At 72.9% G+C, this 14,112-nt stretch carries 15 protein-coding genes; 5 read left to right on the top strand and 10 right to left on the bottom strand.

Going from position 1 to position 14,112, the window contains the following annotated elements:
• Positions 1 to 11: 11 nt before the first annotated feature.
• Entirely contained in the window at positions 12 to 1,577 is a 1,566-nt protein-coding gene (gene lnt / locus ACZ4YY_RS28590; RefSeq protein WP_468296400.1) for an apolipoprotein N-acyltransferase, read from the top strand.
• Here the strand turns inward: lnt and ACZ4YY_RS28585 are convergent.
• Positions 1,495 to 2,406, bottom strand: coding sequence for a Gfo/Idh/MocA family protein (locus ACZ4YY_RS28585; protein ID WP_468296397.1), 912 nt, complete (start codon positions 2,404 to 2,406; stop codon positions 1,495 to 1,497). The genes lnt and ACZ4YY_RS28585 overlap by 83 nt on opposite strands.
• A gap of 276 nt (positions 2,407 to 2,682) precedes the next feature.
• On the opposite strand from ACZ4YY_RS28585, the gene ACZ4YY_RS28580 reads away from it, so the two are divergent.
• On the top strand, positions 2,683 to 3,189 hold the full coding sequence (locus ACZ4YY_RS28580) for a hypothetical protein (RefSeq protein WP_468296394.1): 507 nt from the start codon (positions 2,683 to 2,685) through the stop codon (positions 3,187 to 3,189).
• Between the two features lie 193 nt (positions 3,190 to 3,382).
• Here ACZ4YY_RS28580 and ACZ4YY_RS28575 read toward each other — a convergent pair whose 3' ends face one another.
• The 7 genes from ACZ4YY_RS28575 to ACZ4YY_RS28545 all read right to left on the bottom strand — a co-directional run bounded on the left by ACZ4YY_RS28575 (position 3,383) and on the right by ACZ4YY_RS28545 (position 9,372).
• Positions 3,383 to 3,856 (bottom strand): hypothetical protein, encoded by a 474-nt coding sequence (locus tag ACZ4YY_RS28575; protein WP_468296391.1) that lies wholly within the window; start codon positions 3,854 to 3,856, stop codon positions 3,383 to 3,385.
• A 160-nt stretch (positions 3,857 to 4,016) separates the two neighbouring features.
• On the bottom strand, positions 4,017 to 4,700 hold the full coding sequence (gene ung / locus ACZ4YY_RS28570; RefSeq protein WP_468296387.1) for a uracil-DNA glycosylase: 684 nt from the start codon (positions 4,698 to 4,700) through the stop codon (positions 4,017 to 4,019).
• Positions 4,701 to 4,779: 79 nt separating this feature from the next.
• Complete coding sequence (locus ACZ4YY_RS28565) at positions 4,780 to 6,363, bottom strand: ABC transporter substrate-binding protein (RefSeq protein ID WP_468296383.1); 1,584 nt, start codon at positions 6,361 to 6,363, stop codon at positions 4,780 to 4,782.
• A 193-nt stretch (positions 6,364 to 6,556) separates the two neighbouring features.
• Positions 6,557 to 7,318 (bottom strand): SDR family oxidoreductase, encoded by a 762-nt coding sequence (locus tag ACZ4YY_RS28560; RefSeq protein WP_468296380.1) that lies wholly within the window; start codon positions 7,316 to 7,318, stop codon positions 6,557 to 6,559.
• 17 nt (positions 7,319 to 7,335) lie between these two features.
• Complete coding sequence (fabG, locus tag ACZ4YY_RS28555; RefSeq protein WP_468296377.1) at positions 7,336 to 8,097, bottom strand: 3-oxoacyl-ACP reductase FabG; 762 nt, start codon at positions 8,095 to 8,097, stop codon at positions 7,336 to 7,338.
• A 103-nt stretch (positions 8,098 to 8,200) separates the two neighbouring features.
• On the bottom strand, positions 8,201 to 8,620 hold the full coding sequence (locus tag ACZ4YY_RS28550; RefSeq protein ID WP_468296374.1) for a DUF3037 domain-containing protein: 420 nt from the start codon (positions 8,618 to 8,620) through the stop codon (positions 8,201 to 8,203).
• Entirely contained in the window at positions 8,617 to 9,372 is a 756-nt protein-coding gene (locus tag ACZ4YY_RS28545; RefSeq protein ID WP_468296370.1) for a HipA family kinase, read from the bottom strand. The genes ACZ4YY_RS28550 and ACZ4YY_RS28545 overlap by 4 nt, the downstream gene beginning before the upstream one ends.
• A 360-nt stretch (positions 9,373 to 9,732) precedes the next feature.
• Between ACZ4YY_RS28545 and ACZ4YY_RS28540 the strand changes: the two genes are divergently transcribed.
• On the top strand, positions 9,733 to 10,263 hold the full coding sequence (locus tag ACZ4YY_RS28540) for a Rieske (2Fe-2S) protein (RefSeq protein WP_468296367.1): 531 nt from the start codon (positions 9,733 to 9,735) through the stop codon (positions 10,261 to 10,263).
• On the opposite strand, the gene ACZ4YY_RS28535 is transcribed toward ACZ4YY_RS28540, so the two are convergent.
• Positions 10,250 to 10,903: a cysteine hydrolase family protein gene (locus ACZ4YY_RS28535; RefSeq protein ID WP_468296364.1), complete on the bottom strand. Its 654-nt coding sequence runs from the start codon at positions 10,901 to 10,903 to the stop codon at positions 10,250 to 10,252. The two genes, ACZ4YY_RS28540 and ACZ4YY_RS28535, sit on opposite strands and share 14 nt — an antisense overlap.
• Before the next feature lie 140 nt (positions 10,904 to 11,043).
• Between ACZ4YY_RS28535 and ACZ4YY_RS28530 the strand changes: the two genes are divergently transcribed.
• Entirely contained in the window at positions 11,044 to 11,520 is a 477-nt protein-coding gene (locus ACZ4YY_RS28530) for a pyridoxamine 5'-phosphate oxidase family protein (RefSeq protein ID WP_468296361.1), read from the top strand.
• A gap of 240 nt (positions 11,521 to 11,760) precedes the next feature.
• Here ACZ4YY_RS28530 and ACZ4YY_RS28525 read toward each other — a convergent pair whose 3' ends face one another.
• Positions 11,761 to 12,663 (bottom strand): LysR family transcriptional regulator, encoded by a 903-nt coding sequence (locus ACZ4YY_RS28525; protein WP_468296357.1) that lies wholly within the window; start codon positions 12,661 to 12,663, stop codon positions 11,761 to 11,763.
• Positions 12,664 to 12,738: 75 nt separating this feature from the next.
• On the opposite strand from ACZ4YY_RS28525, the gene ACZ4YY_RS28520 reads away from it, so the two are divergent.
• Complete coding sequence (locus ACZ4YY_RS28520) at positions 12,739 to 13,698, top strand: DMT family transporter (protein ID WP_468296354.1); 960 nt, start codon at positions 12,739 to 12,741, stop codon at positions 13,696 to 13,698.
• Positions 13,699 to 14,112: the final 414 nt, after the last annotated feature.

Raw genomic sequence — 14,112 nt, 5'->3', positions numbered from 1 at the left:
GGAGGTGCCGTATGAACACGTTCGCTCCCTGGCTCACCTCCCCGTGGCGACGCTCGGTCCTCGGGGCGTTGGCGGGCGCGCTGCCCGTACCGGCGTTCCCGGCGCCTGCCCTGTGGTGGTGGGCGTTGCCGGCGTTGGTTCCCTGGCTGTTGCTCGCCCGCTCGGCGCCTACCGGCAGGCGGGCGCTGTACGACGGCTGGAGCGGCGGCTTCGGGTTCATGCTGGCCATGCACCTGTGGCTGCTGCCGAGCCTGCACGTGTTCACGTTCCTCCTCGCCGCGCTGCTGGGCGCGTTGTGGGCGCCGTGGGGCTGGCTGGTGCGCCGGTTCCTCGCCGGGGTGCCCTCCCGGGGCCGGGTCTCGGCCTCGCTCGCCGTGCTGCCCTCGGGCTGGCTCGCCGTGGAGATCGTCCGCTCCTGGCAGGGGCTGGGCGGGCCGTGGGGCATGCTCGGGGCCAGTCAGTGGCAGGTGGAGCCGGCGCTGCGGCTGGCCTCCGTCGGCGGGGTGTGGCTGTTGAGCTTCCTCGTGGTGGCGGTCAACGTGGCGTTCGCCGTGCTCGTCGCGGTGCCCGCGCACCGGGTGCCGGCCGTCGCCGGGCTCGTCGCGACCGCCGCGGCGGCCTCGGCCGCGTGGACGGGCGCGCCGCGTCCCCACGGCGACGGGCAGGCGCGGATCGCGGTCGTGCAGCCGGGGGTGGTGCCCGGCCCCGACCGCCGCTTCGACCGCGAGGAGCAGCTGACGCGCCGGCTCGTCGGGCAGGACGTCGATCTGGTCGTGTGGGGCGAGAGCAGCGTCGGCTACGACCTTGACGACCGGCCCGACCTGGCCCGCCGTCTCGCCGAGCTGGCCCGTGCCACCGACGCCGCGATCCTGGTGAACGTGGACGCACGGCGCTCGGACCGGCCGGGCATCTACAAGAGCTCCATCCTGGTCGGACCGGACGGCCCGACCGGCGACCGCTACGACAAGATGCGGCTGGTGCCCTTCGGCGAGTACGTCCCGGCCCGTTCGCTGCTCGGCTGGGCGACCTCGGTCGGCAAGGCCGCGGGTGAGGACCGTCGGCGGGGCGGCGGACAGGTCGTCATGGACATCGGACCGGGGCTGCGGATCGGGCCGATGGTGTGCTTCGAGACGGCGTTCCCCGACATGAGCCGGCATCTCGCCGAGGACGGTGCCGACGTGCTGGTCGCGCAGTCGTCCACGTCGACGTTCCAGCGGAGCTGGGCGCCCGAGCAGCACGCCTCGCTCGGCGCGCTGCGGGCCGCGGAGACGGGCCGGCCGTTCGTGCACGCGACGCTGACGGGCGTCTCCGCCGTGTACGACGCGAGCGGCCGGCCGACCGGCCCGTGGCAGGGCACGGACGCGAGCACCACGGCGGTCCACGACGTCCCCCTCGCCGACGGCACCACCCTGTACGTCCGCTTCGGCGACTGGGTCGCCCACGGCGCCCTGCTCGTCCTGGCGCTGCTGGGGCTGTGGGAGGGGGCGCGGAGGGTCAGGCCGCGGCGGAGCGCTCCTCCACTGCCCGCACCACCCGCTCGCACAGTTCGTGAGTCGCCAGCGCGTCCCGGGCGCTGAGCACCTTGCCGGCGCGGACGGCGTCGAGGAAGGCGAGGACGGCCTGCTCGATGCCGCGCTGGCGGGCCACCGGCACCCAGTCGCCGCGCCGCCGCACGGTCGGCTGCCCCTTGTGGTCGATCACCTCGGCGAGATTGACGACCTGACGCTTGGTGTCCTGCCCGGAGACCTCGAGGATCTCCTCGTTGGACCCGCTGAGCCGGTTCATCACGCCGAGCGCGGTGAAGCCCTCCCCGGAGAGCTGGAGGACGACGTGGTGCAGCAGCCCGTCCTCGGCGCGGGCCCGCACGGTCACGTCGTCCACCGGCCCGGGCGCCAGGAACCGCAGCGTGTCGACGACGTGGATGAAGTCGTCGAGGATCATCGTGCGCGGCTTCTCGGGCAGCCCGACGCGGTTCTTCTGCAGGAGGATCAGCTCCCGCGGATGGTCGGCGCACTGCGCGTACCCGGGGGCGAACCGCCGGTTGAAGCCGACGGCGAGGCTCGTGGAACGTTCCTCCGCGAGCCGTACGAGCCGCTCGGAGTCTGCGAGCCGGTACGCCAGCGGCTTGTCGACGTACGTCGGGACGCCGGCTTCCAGCAGCCGCGTGACGATCTCCGGGTGGGCGACGGTGGAGGCGTGCACGAAGGCGGCGTCCAGGCCCTGGCCGAGGAGCTCGTCGAGGCCGCGGTGGCGCTGTGCGGCGGCCAGGCGCAGGGAGTCGGCGACCCGGTCGAGGGTGGCCGGTGTGCGGGTGTGGAGGTGGAGTTCGAGCCCCGGCAGCGCGCCGAGCACCGGCAGATAGGCCTTCTGCGCGATGTCTCCGAGTCCGATGCAACCGACCTTCACGGGGACTCTCCCTCACTGCTCGTCTGCGCCCGCCTGCACCGCAGCATACGGGGGCCGTGACGGCGGCCGGCCGACGATCCCGCCGAAGCGGCACGGATCGCGGCCGTCGACAGCCGGGCACCCGGGGGGACCGCGGTCCGCGGTCCCCCGGGGCGCCGCGGACGGCCCTCGTCGAGGTCTGCGGGTTCCTCTCCGGACAGCCGCCGCTCACCCGTGCGGGGCATTGCCCGGGGGTCCGCCGTGTCCCGGGGTGCCGGACCGAGCAGAGTGACGCGGGTGCAGCGAACGACGACTACCGCAACGCTCCTGCTGATTGTGGCCGTCTCGGCCCTGACCGGATGCGTGACCGTGCAGCGCCCGCCCGTGCCCGGCCCGCCCGCCGTGCCCTCCCAGCCGTCCGTGCCGCGGCCGGACGGGCGCAGCGGGACACGGGTCGTGCAGGCGCCGGTCCTGGAGGCGCTGGAGCGGGTCGGGCCGCCGCGCACGCCACAGTCCACGGCGCCCGCGCAGGGGCGGCGTCACACCCCGGCGGCCGGACGGGCGGAGCCGGCCGAGCGACCGCCGGCCACCCGCTCCCGCCCGCAGCCGCCCTCGCAGTCGCGCCACCCCCGCCCGAACCGTCCGGAGCGGCCCCGGGTGGAGGTCCCCGACGCGGGCGAGGTGGAGAAGGAGATCCGCCGGAACACCGACGTCTGCGCCCTGGGCCGGACGTACGGGGGGTGGCGGTCGGACAGCCCGGAGGCGGTGATCTGTGAGCAGGCCTACGGGACGTCCGGGCGGTGATCCGGCAGCAGGGCTGCGGGTGCCCGGCGGTGATCGCCGACAGACCTACCGGGCGTCCGGGCGGGGAGCGGGCGGCACGTCCACAGGGCGGGGACGGGGCGGGGACCGGTGTCGGGAAGCAGGCCCACGGGACGGTCCGGGCGGGGATCCGCCCCCGCCCACACGCCTGCGGGACGTCCCGGGCGGTGAGCGGTCAGTCGGTGCGGGGGCCGGCGTTCTCGCCCAGCCGCAGTTCCATCCTGCTGATCGCCGCCCGCATGCCGTCCCCGTACGGGTCGTCCCGCAGGGCCCGGGCCGCTCGGCGTGCCTTGCGGACATGGGTGCGGGCGGCCTCGGTGCGGCCGAGCTTGACGTAGTCCGCCGCCAGGTTCAGGTGCAGCGAGGGGTACAGCGCCCGCACCTCGGGCGACCCCTCGTGCTCCTCCGCCGCCGTCAGCGCGCGCAGGTCCCAGGCCAGCTCGTCGAAGGGGTCGTCCTGGGTGTCGGCGAGGTAGTGGGCCAGGGTGCAGCGGTGCAGCGGGTCGCCGTCCTCGCCGATCTCCGCCCACAGCTCCAGGAAGCGGCGCCGGGCCTCCTCGCGGTCCCCGCCGTGGTGCAGCATCACGACCTGCCCGATCCGTGTCAGCACGGCGTCCGGCGTCGCCTGCCCCTGTCGATGCTCCGCCACGCGTCCTCCGCACCTCGTCGACAGTCCTGGTCGTCCCGGTCGCCCCGGCACGCGGCACCGGCTCCGTGTTCGTCCTCGCGAAGACGCTAACGGCAGGCGGCGGCAATCCGGGTCAGGCAGGACCGGGCCGGTCCGGTGAGGGACCGGCCCGGCGGCATGTTCAGGCCAGGTCCGGGATCGTCCAGTCGATCGGCTCGTGGCCCTGGCTCGCAACCGCCTCGTTGATCTGGGTGAAGGGGCGGGAGCCGAAGAACTTCTTCGCCGACAGCGGGGAGGGGTGGGCTCCCTTGACCACGATGTGCCGGCTCTCGTCGATCAGCGGGAGCTTCTTCTGCGCGTAGTTGCCCCACAGGACGAACACGGCCGGGTCGGGCCGGTCGGCCACGGCGCGGATCACCGCGTCGGTGAACTTCTCCCAGCCCTTGCCCTTGTGCGAGTTGGCTTCGCCGGAGCGGACCGTGAGGACCGCGTTCAGCAGCAGCACGCCCTGCCGGGCCCACGGCATGAGGTAGCCGTTGTCCGGAATCGGCGTGCCCAGCTCCGCGTGCATCTCCTTGTAGATGTTCCTCAGCGACGGCGGGATCCGCACGCCCGGCCGCACCGAGAAGCACAGCCCGTGCCCCTGACCCTCGCCGTGGTACGGGTCCTGCCCGAGGACCAGGACCTTCACCCGCTCGTACGGCGTGGCGTCGAGCGCGGCGAAGACCTCCTCGCGCGGGGGGTAGACGGGACCCTTCGCCCGTTCCTCCTCGACGAACTCCGTCAGCTCCTTGAAGTAGGGCTGCTGCAGCTCGTCGCCCAGGACCCCGCGCCAGGACTCGGGCAGCATGGCGATGTCGGTCACGTCAACGTCCTTCGTCGTGCGGTCACTTCCAGGTCACAGAACCTACAGGTGACCACTGACAGCGGCGTCCCGGGAGCGCCTACCAGCTGGTCTTGCGGGACAGCTGCCACACCATCATGATCGTCGACGGGTCGAGGGACCGCTCGCCGCCGGAGACGTCCTCGTGCACGGCGATGTACTGCTTGCCCTGCCACAGCGGCAGCAGCCGGGCGTCGTCGACGAGGATCTGCTGCGCCTCCTCGAGCTCCTTGACCACGTCGGCGCGGTCGCTCTGCTGGCGGGAGCGGGGCAGCAGGTCGTCGGTGATCTCCTTCACCGGGTAGGGCGTGCCGAGGGCGTTCTGCTCTCCGACGAACGGCGCGATGAAGTTGTCGGCGTCGGGGAAGTCCGGCATCCAGCCGCGGCCGAACACGGGGTACTCGCCCTTCTGGTAGCCGACCACGTACGTCTTCCACGGGCGGCTCTTGAGGGTGACCTTGAACAGGCCCGAGGCCTCCAGCTGCCTCTTGAGCTCCTTGAACTCCAGAGCGGTGTCGGAGCCGTAGCGGTCGGTGGTGTACCAGAGGGTGAGCGGGACGGGCGTGCTGATGCCGGCGTCGGAGAGGATCTCGCGGGCCTTGGCCGGGTCCGGCTCGCCGAAGCTGTCGAAGTAGGCGGTGGTGTGGCCGGTGAGTCCCTTGGGGACCATGGAGTACAGCGGGTCGACGGTGTCCTTGTAGACCTTGTGCGCGATCGCGGCCCGGTCGACGATCTGGGCGACGGCCCGGCGGACGGCGAGCTTGTCGGCCCACGGGTCCTTGGGGTTGAAGACGAGGTAGTTGATGGCGGTGCTGGTGCCCTCGACGACCTGGAGGCCTTCGTTGTCGGCGCCGTCCTTGCCCAGTTCGAGGACGTCGTCGGCGGCGAGCCCCTGGTAGGTGATGTCGATCTGCCGGCTCCGCAGCGCCTTGACCATCTCGGCGGAGTCCTGGAAGTACCGGATGGTCACCGCGTCGTTCTTGTGGTCGGCGTAGCCCTTGTAGCCGTCGTACCGGACGAGGACGGCCCGGTCGCCCTCCTTGTAGGAGTCGATCCGGTACGGCCCCGAACCGACGATGTCGTCGCCCTCGCGGAGGGCCTTGGCGGGGTAGTCGTCGGGGTCCACGATGGACATGGCCGGGGTGGCGAGCACGAACGGGAAGGTCGCGTCGGCCTTGTTCAGCTTGAAGACGACCTCGTCGTCGGCGAGCACCTGGACCTCGTCGAGGCTGCCGAGCAGGGCGGCCGGGCCGGAGGGCGCGTTGATGGCGCGGATCCGGTCGACGGAGTGCTTCACGGCCGCCGCGTCGATCTTGTCCCCGTTGGAGAACCTCAGGTCGCCGCGCAGCGTGCAGCGGTAGGTGCGGCTGGAGGAGTCGGTGAACGAGCAGCTCTTGGCGGCGTCGGGCTGCGGCGCGGTCGCCCCGTTGGGGTAGGCGAGCAGCGTCTGGTAGACGTTGCGGAACAGCTCCCAGGAGCCGTCCCAGGCCGCGGCGGGGTCCAGCGTGCTGGGGGCGCTCGTGGTCCCCACGACGATCGGCCCGGCGTCCTCGGAGCCCTCCTCGCCCAGCAGACTGCATCCGGCCACCAGGGATATGGACACGATCGCCGCCAGTTGCTGCATGGATCGGTTCCGGTTGAACACGCGCACGCTCCTCGATCTGCCATACCAAGGGTCGGCAGACCATACCGCAGCGCCACGCCGGGTGGCTCCGCCCCGGTGGGGCGTTCTTGATCACTCGAGGTGTGACGACGTTGTCATCAGGTGGTGGGCGTGGTGTGCGGGACCGGGCGCCCCCTGCGCGGGGGGGGCGCCCGGTCCGGGTACGGGAGGCGCGTCAGGCCACGCCGGCGTTGAGGAAGATGCCGCCGTCGACGACGAGCGTCTGGCCGGTGACCCAGTCCGACTGCCCGGAGGTGAGGAACGCGGCGGCGCCGCCGATGTCGGCGGGCACGCCGAGCCGGGCCAGCGGGTAGGCCGCGGCAGCCTCGGCCTCGCGGCCCTCGTACAGGGCCTGTGCGAACTTGGTCTTCACCACGGCGGGGGCGATGGCGTTGACCCGGACCCCCGGCGCGAACTCGTGCGCCAGCTGCTGGGTCAGGTTGATCATCGCGGCCTTGCTGACGCCGTAGGCGCCGATGAAGGGCGAGGCCGACAGGCCCGCGACGGAGGCGATGTTGACGATCGCCCCGCCGTTGTCCTTCTGCCAGGCGTGCCAGGTGCGCTGGGCGAAGCCGAGCGCCGAGATCACGTTGGTCTCGAAGACCTTGCGCGCCACGGCCAGGTCGAGGTCGGCGATGGGGCCGAACACCGGGTTGGTGCCGGCGTTGTTGACCAGGAAGTCGACGCGGCCGAAGGCCTCCATGGTGGCCTCGACGGCGGCGGCCTGGTGCTCGACGTCGTGCGCCTTGCCGGCGACACCGATGACCCGGTCGGCGCCGAGGGTGTCCACGGCCTCCTTGAGGGCCTCCTCGTTGCGGCCGGTGATGCAGACCCGGTCGCCGCGGGCGACGAGCGCCTCGGCGACGCCGTAGCCGATGCCGCGGCTGGCGCCCGTGACGAGGGCGACCTTGCCGGAGAGAGCGGGAAGTTCAGTCATGTCCGTGACCCCTGGGGCTAGTTGAGCGGTCCGCCGGCGACGTACAGCACCTGGCCGGAGACGAAGCCGGCGGCCTCTCCCGTGAAGAACGCGATCGCGTGGGCGATGTCGTCGGGCTCGCCGACGCGCTGCACCGGGATCTGGGTGGCGGCCGCGGCCTTGAACTCCTCGAAGCCCATGCCCACGCGCTCGGCGGTGGCGGCCGTCATGTCGGTGGCGATGAAGCCGGGGGCGACGGCGTTGGCGGTGATGCCGAACTTGCCGAGCTCGATGGCGAGGGTCTTGGTGAAGCCCTGCAGACCGGCCTTGGCGGCCGAGTAGTTGGCCTGGCCGCGGTTGCCGAGCGCGGAGGACGAGGAGAGGTTGACGATGCGACCGAAGCCGGCGTCGACCATGTGCTTCTGGACGGCCTTGGTCATCAGGAACGATCCGCGCAGGTGCACGTTGAGGACCGTGTCCCAGTCGGAGGCGCTCATCTTGAACAGCAGGTTGTCGCGGAGCACGCCCGCGTTGTTGACCAGGATCGTCGGGGCGCCGAGTTCCTCGACGACGCGTGCGATCGCCGCCTCGACCTGCGCCTCGTCGGAGACGTCGGCGCCGACGGCGACGGCCTTGCCGCCCGCCGCGGTGATCTTCTCGACGGTGTCCTTGCAGGCGGCCTCGTCGAGGTCGATCACGGCGACCGCACGGCCTTCGGCGGCCAGCCGTACGGCGGTGGCGGCGCCGATGCCCCGCGCCGCGCCCGTGACGACGGCGACCCGCTGCTCAGTGGTGGACATTGCTGCTTCTCCTCGGGTGAGCGACCGCTTAGTACCTTCAGTACGACGTGACGCTAGAAGCCCTGGCACGCGGTGTCAACGGCATCCGCGCCCGTGTGATCCATTACCTGACGAGCAGGTTCAGCAACCGTTCCGTCTCCGCCGCCGGATCGGTGGTGAGGCCGGTGTGCACCGGCCCCGGCTGGACGACCGTCGAGCGCGGCGCGACCAGCCAGCGGAAACGCCGGCCGGCGTCGTCCCCGGCCGCCTGGCCGGCGCCCTCGCCACCGCCGCATACGCCCTCGACGGCCCGCAGGGCCGCCCGCACGCCCGCCACGTCCGCCTCCGGGTCGAGGGCCAGCAGCCGCGCCTCGTCGAGGTGGGTCCGGGCGCCGACATAGCCCTGGGCGCGGCAGTAGACGAGGACGCCGGCGTTGACGCACTCGCCGCGTTCGACGCGGGGGACGACGCGCAGCAGCGCGTACTCGAAGACGTCCCGGTCGCCGCTCTGGCCCGGCCTGATGAAGTGGCGGTCGTCGCTCACTCGGTCCCCTTGATGCGGTCGTGGATGACGGAGGCGCGCGCGAGGAGGGGTGCGGCGTAGGCACGCCGGAGCGCGTCGGGGGTGTCGAAGCCGGGCTCGTCCGTCAGCCAGACATCGGGGATCTCGGCGGTGACCTCGGCGAGGAGGTCGGCGGTGACGAGGGGGGCCAGATCGGACGCGGCCCGGGCGACGTCCGGGCGGAAGCGGACGAGTGCGTGGTCCGAGGCGTCGTAGGGGCGGGCCGCGGAGGACTCGGCGGAGGGCCAGTTGTGATGCCAGATCATGGTGGCGCCGTGGTCGATGAGCCACAGGTCGCCGCGGCGCACCAGCAGGTTGGGGTTGCGCCAGGACCGGTCGACGTTGTTGACCAGCGCGTCGAACCAGACGATCCGGCCGGCCTCCTCGGCGTCGACGGGGAAGGCGAGCGGGTCGTAGCCGAGGGCTCCGGAGAGGAAGTCCATGCCGAGGTTGGTGCCGCCGCTGGACCTCAGCAGCTCCTGCACCTGCTGGTCGGGTTCGCCGAGCCCGAGGACCGGGTCCAGCTCGACGGTGACCAGGCGGGGCACCCTGAGGCCGAGCCGGCGGGCGAGTCCCCCGCAGACGACCTCCGCGACGAGCGTCTTGCGGCCCTGTCCGGCGCCGGTGAACTTCAGGACGTACGTGCCGAGGTCGTCGGCCTCGACGAGCCCCGGCAGCGAGCCGCCCTCACGCAGGGGCGTGACGAAGCGGGTCGCGATCACTTCCTTGAGCATCGCCCCAGGCTACTGGGGCGGCCCGGGCCCGCCGTGCCCGGCCGACAGCGCCACGACAGGTGTGGCTCAGGGGCTGGCGTTGAGAGCGTCCGATCCGGCCGCGTGGTCGGGTGCCGTGCATCGCAAGGCGCCGGAGAGCCCTCGTAGCGGAGCCAGCAGGGCTTTGCGGCAGCCGGGCTAGGTGCGGGTGCCGGGCCGCGCGGCCCGGGCGGGCACAGCGCAAGGACCCCTTACGCCCGGCTCACGTCGCACGGGTCACCATCTCGACACCGTCCGGGACCGTTCCGGTCGCTGAACAAGCGGCACGCCCGGCCCGTACCTCTGAACAGATCATCGATCCCCCCTGAAGGGAACCTCAGCATGACCAGCGCATCGCTCCCTCCCGTGTCGGGGCCTGCCCGTCGTACCGTCGTGGCGGCCGCCGGAGCCGCGGGGCTCACCGTCGCGCTGACCGCGTGCGGCGGCTCGGACGACGACCCGAGCCCGTCGGCCGCCTCCGGTGGTTCGGGCTCCGGCGGATCGACCGCTTCGACGGGGGCCGGCGGGTCGACCGGTTCGACGGGGGCCGGCGGGTCGACCGGGGGCTCCGGGGCCGCGAGCACCGGCGGCGCGCTCGCGAAGACCTCGGAGATACCCGAGGGCGGCGGCAAGATCTTCGGCAGCCAGAAGGTGGTCGTCACCCAGCCGACGGCGGGCGAGTACAAGGCGTTCTCGGCCGTGTGCACGCATGTGGGCTGCGCGGTGAAGAGCGTCGCCGACGGGCTCATCAACTGTCCCTGCCACCAGAGCAACTTCTCGATCACGGACGGCAGCGTGAAGAGCGGACCGGCGAAGGCGGCGCTGCCCGAGGTGAAGATCACCGTGAGCGGGGACTCGATCACGCTCGCCTGACGGGCGCGCCGGGCCGCGCGAAGCACGCCAGCACCTCGTCCGTGGTCGCGACCGTGGCGATGAGGGCGAGGGTGTGGCGGATCATCGCGGGGGTGTAGTCGCACGGCACCCCCGCGACGGCGTCGCTCGGCACGACGACGGTGTAGCCGCGGTTGACGGCGTCGAAGACGGCGTTGGGGACCGCCACGTTGGCCGACACGCCGGCGACGACCAGGGTGCGGCAGCCCAGGTTGCGCAGCAGGGCGTCGACCTCGGTGCCCTGGATCGGCGACAGCCCGTGCAGCCGTCGGACGACGAGGTCCTCCTCGGCGACCTCGATGGGGGGAGCGACACGGACCGCGGCGGTGCCGGCGAGCTGGCGGACGGGCAGGCGTTCGGCGGCGCGGAACAGCCGGGCGTTGCGGTTGGCGCCCCGGCCGTCGGGGCGGCGTTCGGCGACGGCGTGGATCACCTGGACGCCGCTCGCGTGCGCGCCGGCGACCAGCCGGGCGACGTTGTCGAGGGCACCCGACGAGCGGACCGCGCGGGCGAGTTCGGGCAGGGCGGCATCGGGTCCGACGACCCCCTGCTGACACTCGACGGTCAGCAGGACGGTGCTCGCCGGGGCGAGCTGGTCACCGAGCTGTGGTCCGGTCGGCATGGCTCCCCCTGGGGGCCGGCGTGGGCGAAGTCGGGTGAGGATAGCCACCGTTGCGTGAGCAGGGAAGAAGACCCATCCTTTTCTGACGTGATGTCAGAGACTGTCTCTGGCACGACGTGAGAGAAGAGAAGAGGGGCCGCATGACCGTCACCCAGCGCCGGGGCCGCAGGATCATGATGACGCCGGGGGAACTGGACGCGTTCCTCACGACCCAGCGCACCTGCCGGGTCGCCACCGTGTCCGCCGACGGCACCCCGCACGTCAGCGCCCTGTGGTTCCTGTGGGACGGCAGCGCGCTGTGGCTGTACTCGGTGGTGCGCAGCAGACGCTGGGCGGACCTGCGCCGCGACCCGCGGGTCGCCATCGTGATCGACACGGGCGAGGAGTACGAGTCGCTGCGCGGCGTCGAGCTGTCCGGCACCGTGGAGTTCGTCGGGGAGATACCGCGCACCGGGGAGCTGTGCGCGGAACTCGACACCGTGGAGACGCTGTTCGCCCGCAAGAACTTCGGCCTGGAGGCCATGCCCCACGACGGCCGCCACGCCTGGCTGCGACTGCGGCCGGAGAAGGTCGTCTCCTGGGACTTCCGCAAGCTGGGCGACCGGGTGACCGGCTGACGGCTCCCGCCGACGGCGGCACCGGCACACCGCGGACGGCCGGACGCGGCTCGGCACGCCGGGGACAGCCGAAAGCAGCACCGCACACCGAGGCCAGCCTCACGCGGCACCGCCACGCCGGGGACAGCCGGACGCGGCTCGGCACGCCGGGGACAGCCGAAAGCAGCACCGCACACCGAGGCCAGCCTCACGCGGCACCGGCACACCGCGGACAGCCGGAAGCGGCTCGGCACGCCGGGGTCAGCCGAGTCGGCGGGCCGTCTCCTGCAACGCCGCCACGGCGGCCCGGATCGAGGGGCGGCGGTCGGCGTCCGCCCGCCAGACGACGTAGACGTGGCGGCGGACGCGCTGACGCAGGGGGACCGTCACGACCCCCTCGGGGACCGGGTGCCGCCCGAGCCGGGGCACGACGCAGACGCCCAGACCGGCGGCGACCAGGCCGAGCTGGGTGTGCGTCTCGGCCGCGCGGTGGCCGACGATCGGCTCGATCCCGCGTGAGCGCAGCGTGAACATCAGCCACTCGTGACAGAACTCGCCCTGGCCCCAGGTGATCCACTCGTCCTCGGCGAACTCCCCGAGGTCCACCTCGTCCCGCCCGGCGAGCCGGTGCCCGGCCGGCATCGCCACCTCGGCCGGATCGTCGAGGAGGGACGCCTTGACCAGGCCGTCGGGCAGCGGCATCGGCTTGTTGTACCAGTCCAGGACGACGGCGAGGTCGAGGTCGCCGCGCACCACCTGGGCGATGCCGTGCTCCGGCTCCAGCTCGCAGGAGCGCAGACGCAGCTCGGGGTGCTCCCTGCGCAGTGCGGAGAGCGCGCCGGGGAACAGGCCGCGTGCGGCGGTCGGGAACGCTGACAGTCTCAACTCGCCCGCCACCTGGCCGCGTTGCGCTTCCAGGTCGGACTGGGCCAGCTCGACCTGGGAGAGGATGCGGGCCGCGTGCTCGGCGAGCAGCCGGCCCGCGTCCGTCAGCCGCACGCCGCGCCCGTTCTTGGCGAGGAGCCGCTGTCCGACCTCCCGCTCCAGCTTGGCCATCTGCTGGGAGACCGCCGAGGTCGTGATGTGCAGCCCCGCGGCGGCGCCGCTGACCGAGCCGTGCCGGGCGAGGGCGTCGAGGGTGCGCAGGCGCTCCAGGTTCAACATGTAAGCGATGCTACGAGATACGGCGTGCGAATTCTCGCTTGTGCTACAAGGTTCTCGTCCAGCACCGTGATGCCCATGACCACCGTCACCTCCACCACCGACGCCTCCAACGCCCGCACCCCGGCTGCGGCACCCCGCCCCCGCCGCTCCCTGGACTGGCGACTGCGCTTCGTCGCCCTGTCGCTGATCTGGGGCTTCAGCTTCCTGCTCATCAAGGTGGGCACCGAGGCGTACGCGCCCTTCCAGGTGACGCTCGGCAGACTGGTGTTCGGGACGGCGGTGCTGGCGGCGGCGATGGCGGTGAAGCGGGAGCGGCTTCCGCGCGGGGCGCGCACCTGGGGTCATCTGGCGGTCGCCGCGCTCCTGCTCAACGCCCTGCCGTTCTCCCTGTTCGCCTACGCCGAGCTGACGATCCCGTCGACGCTCGCCGGCATCTGCAACGCGACCTCCCCGCTGTGGGGCATGGCCCTGTCGCTCGTGGCACTCTCCGAGGACCGTCCGACCCGGGTCCGGGTCGCCGGCCTGGGCCTCGGCTTCCTCGGCGTCCTCACCGTGCTGGGCGCCTGGCAGGGCTTCGAGGGCCTGGACGCCCGGGGCACCGCGCTGGCCCTGCTCGCCTCGCTCAGCTACCCGATCGGCTGGATCTACGTCCGCCGCACCCTGGCGGACAGCGGATCCTCCGCCCTGTCGATGACCGGCGCGCAACTGCTCCTCGCCACGCTGCAACTCACCCTGGTGACCCCTTTGTTCACCACCCTCCCTGCCGAGGTTTCCCTCCTGCCGCTGCTGGCGATCGCCGCCCTCGGCGCCCTCGGCACCGGCCTCGCCGTGCTGATCCAGTACGGCCTGGTCACCGAGGTCGGCCCGACGACGGCTCAAATGGTCACCTACTTCATCCCGGTCATCGCCACCGCGGCGGGCGTCGCCCTCCTCCACGAACCCCTGGCCTGGTCGACCCCGGTGGGCGCGGTGATCGTCCTGGCGGGCGCGGCACTCACCCAGGCGCGACCCGGAAGGCGCGAGAACACGACCTGAAGCCCGCGCCCGGGACGGGACCGGCCGGACCGGCCACGCGGAGACGGGTGCCGGAAGCGGACCGGTCCGGCAGGGACGGGGCCCGCGACCAGGACGGGACCGGCGGGAACCGGGACGGGGACCGGCGGGAACCGGGACGGGGACCGGCGGGAACCGGGACGGGCACCGCACATGACCGTCCCCACCGGACACGGCAGCCGCCGCCCCCGGTACCTGTCCACCCCCGGCACCTGGCCGCCCCCGGACACGCCGCCGGGGGCCCGCCCGTCGGACACACCACACCACCGGACGCCTCGCAGGACACCGCCACCACCACCTCGCCCCACCACAGCGCACCCTGTCCGCACACCCCCGGACACCGCACCGGGCGCCGCCGGTCGGAAGCCCCCTCCCCAAGTCACCCGCCAGACGCTC

The sequence above is a fragment of the Streptomyces sp. NPDC030143 genome (assembly GCF_055573695.1).
This window is presented reverse-complemented; position numbering and strand designations above follow the sequence as displayed.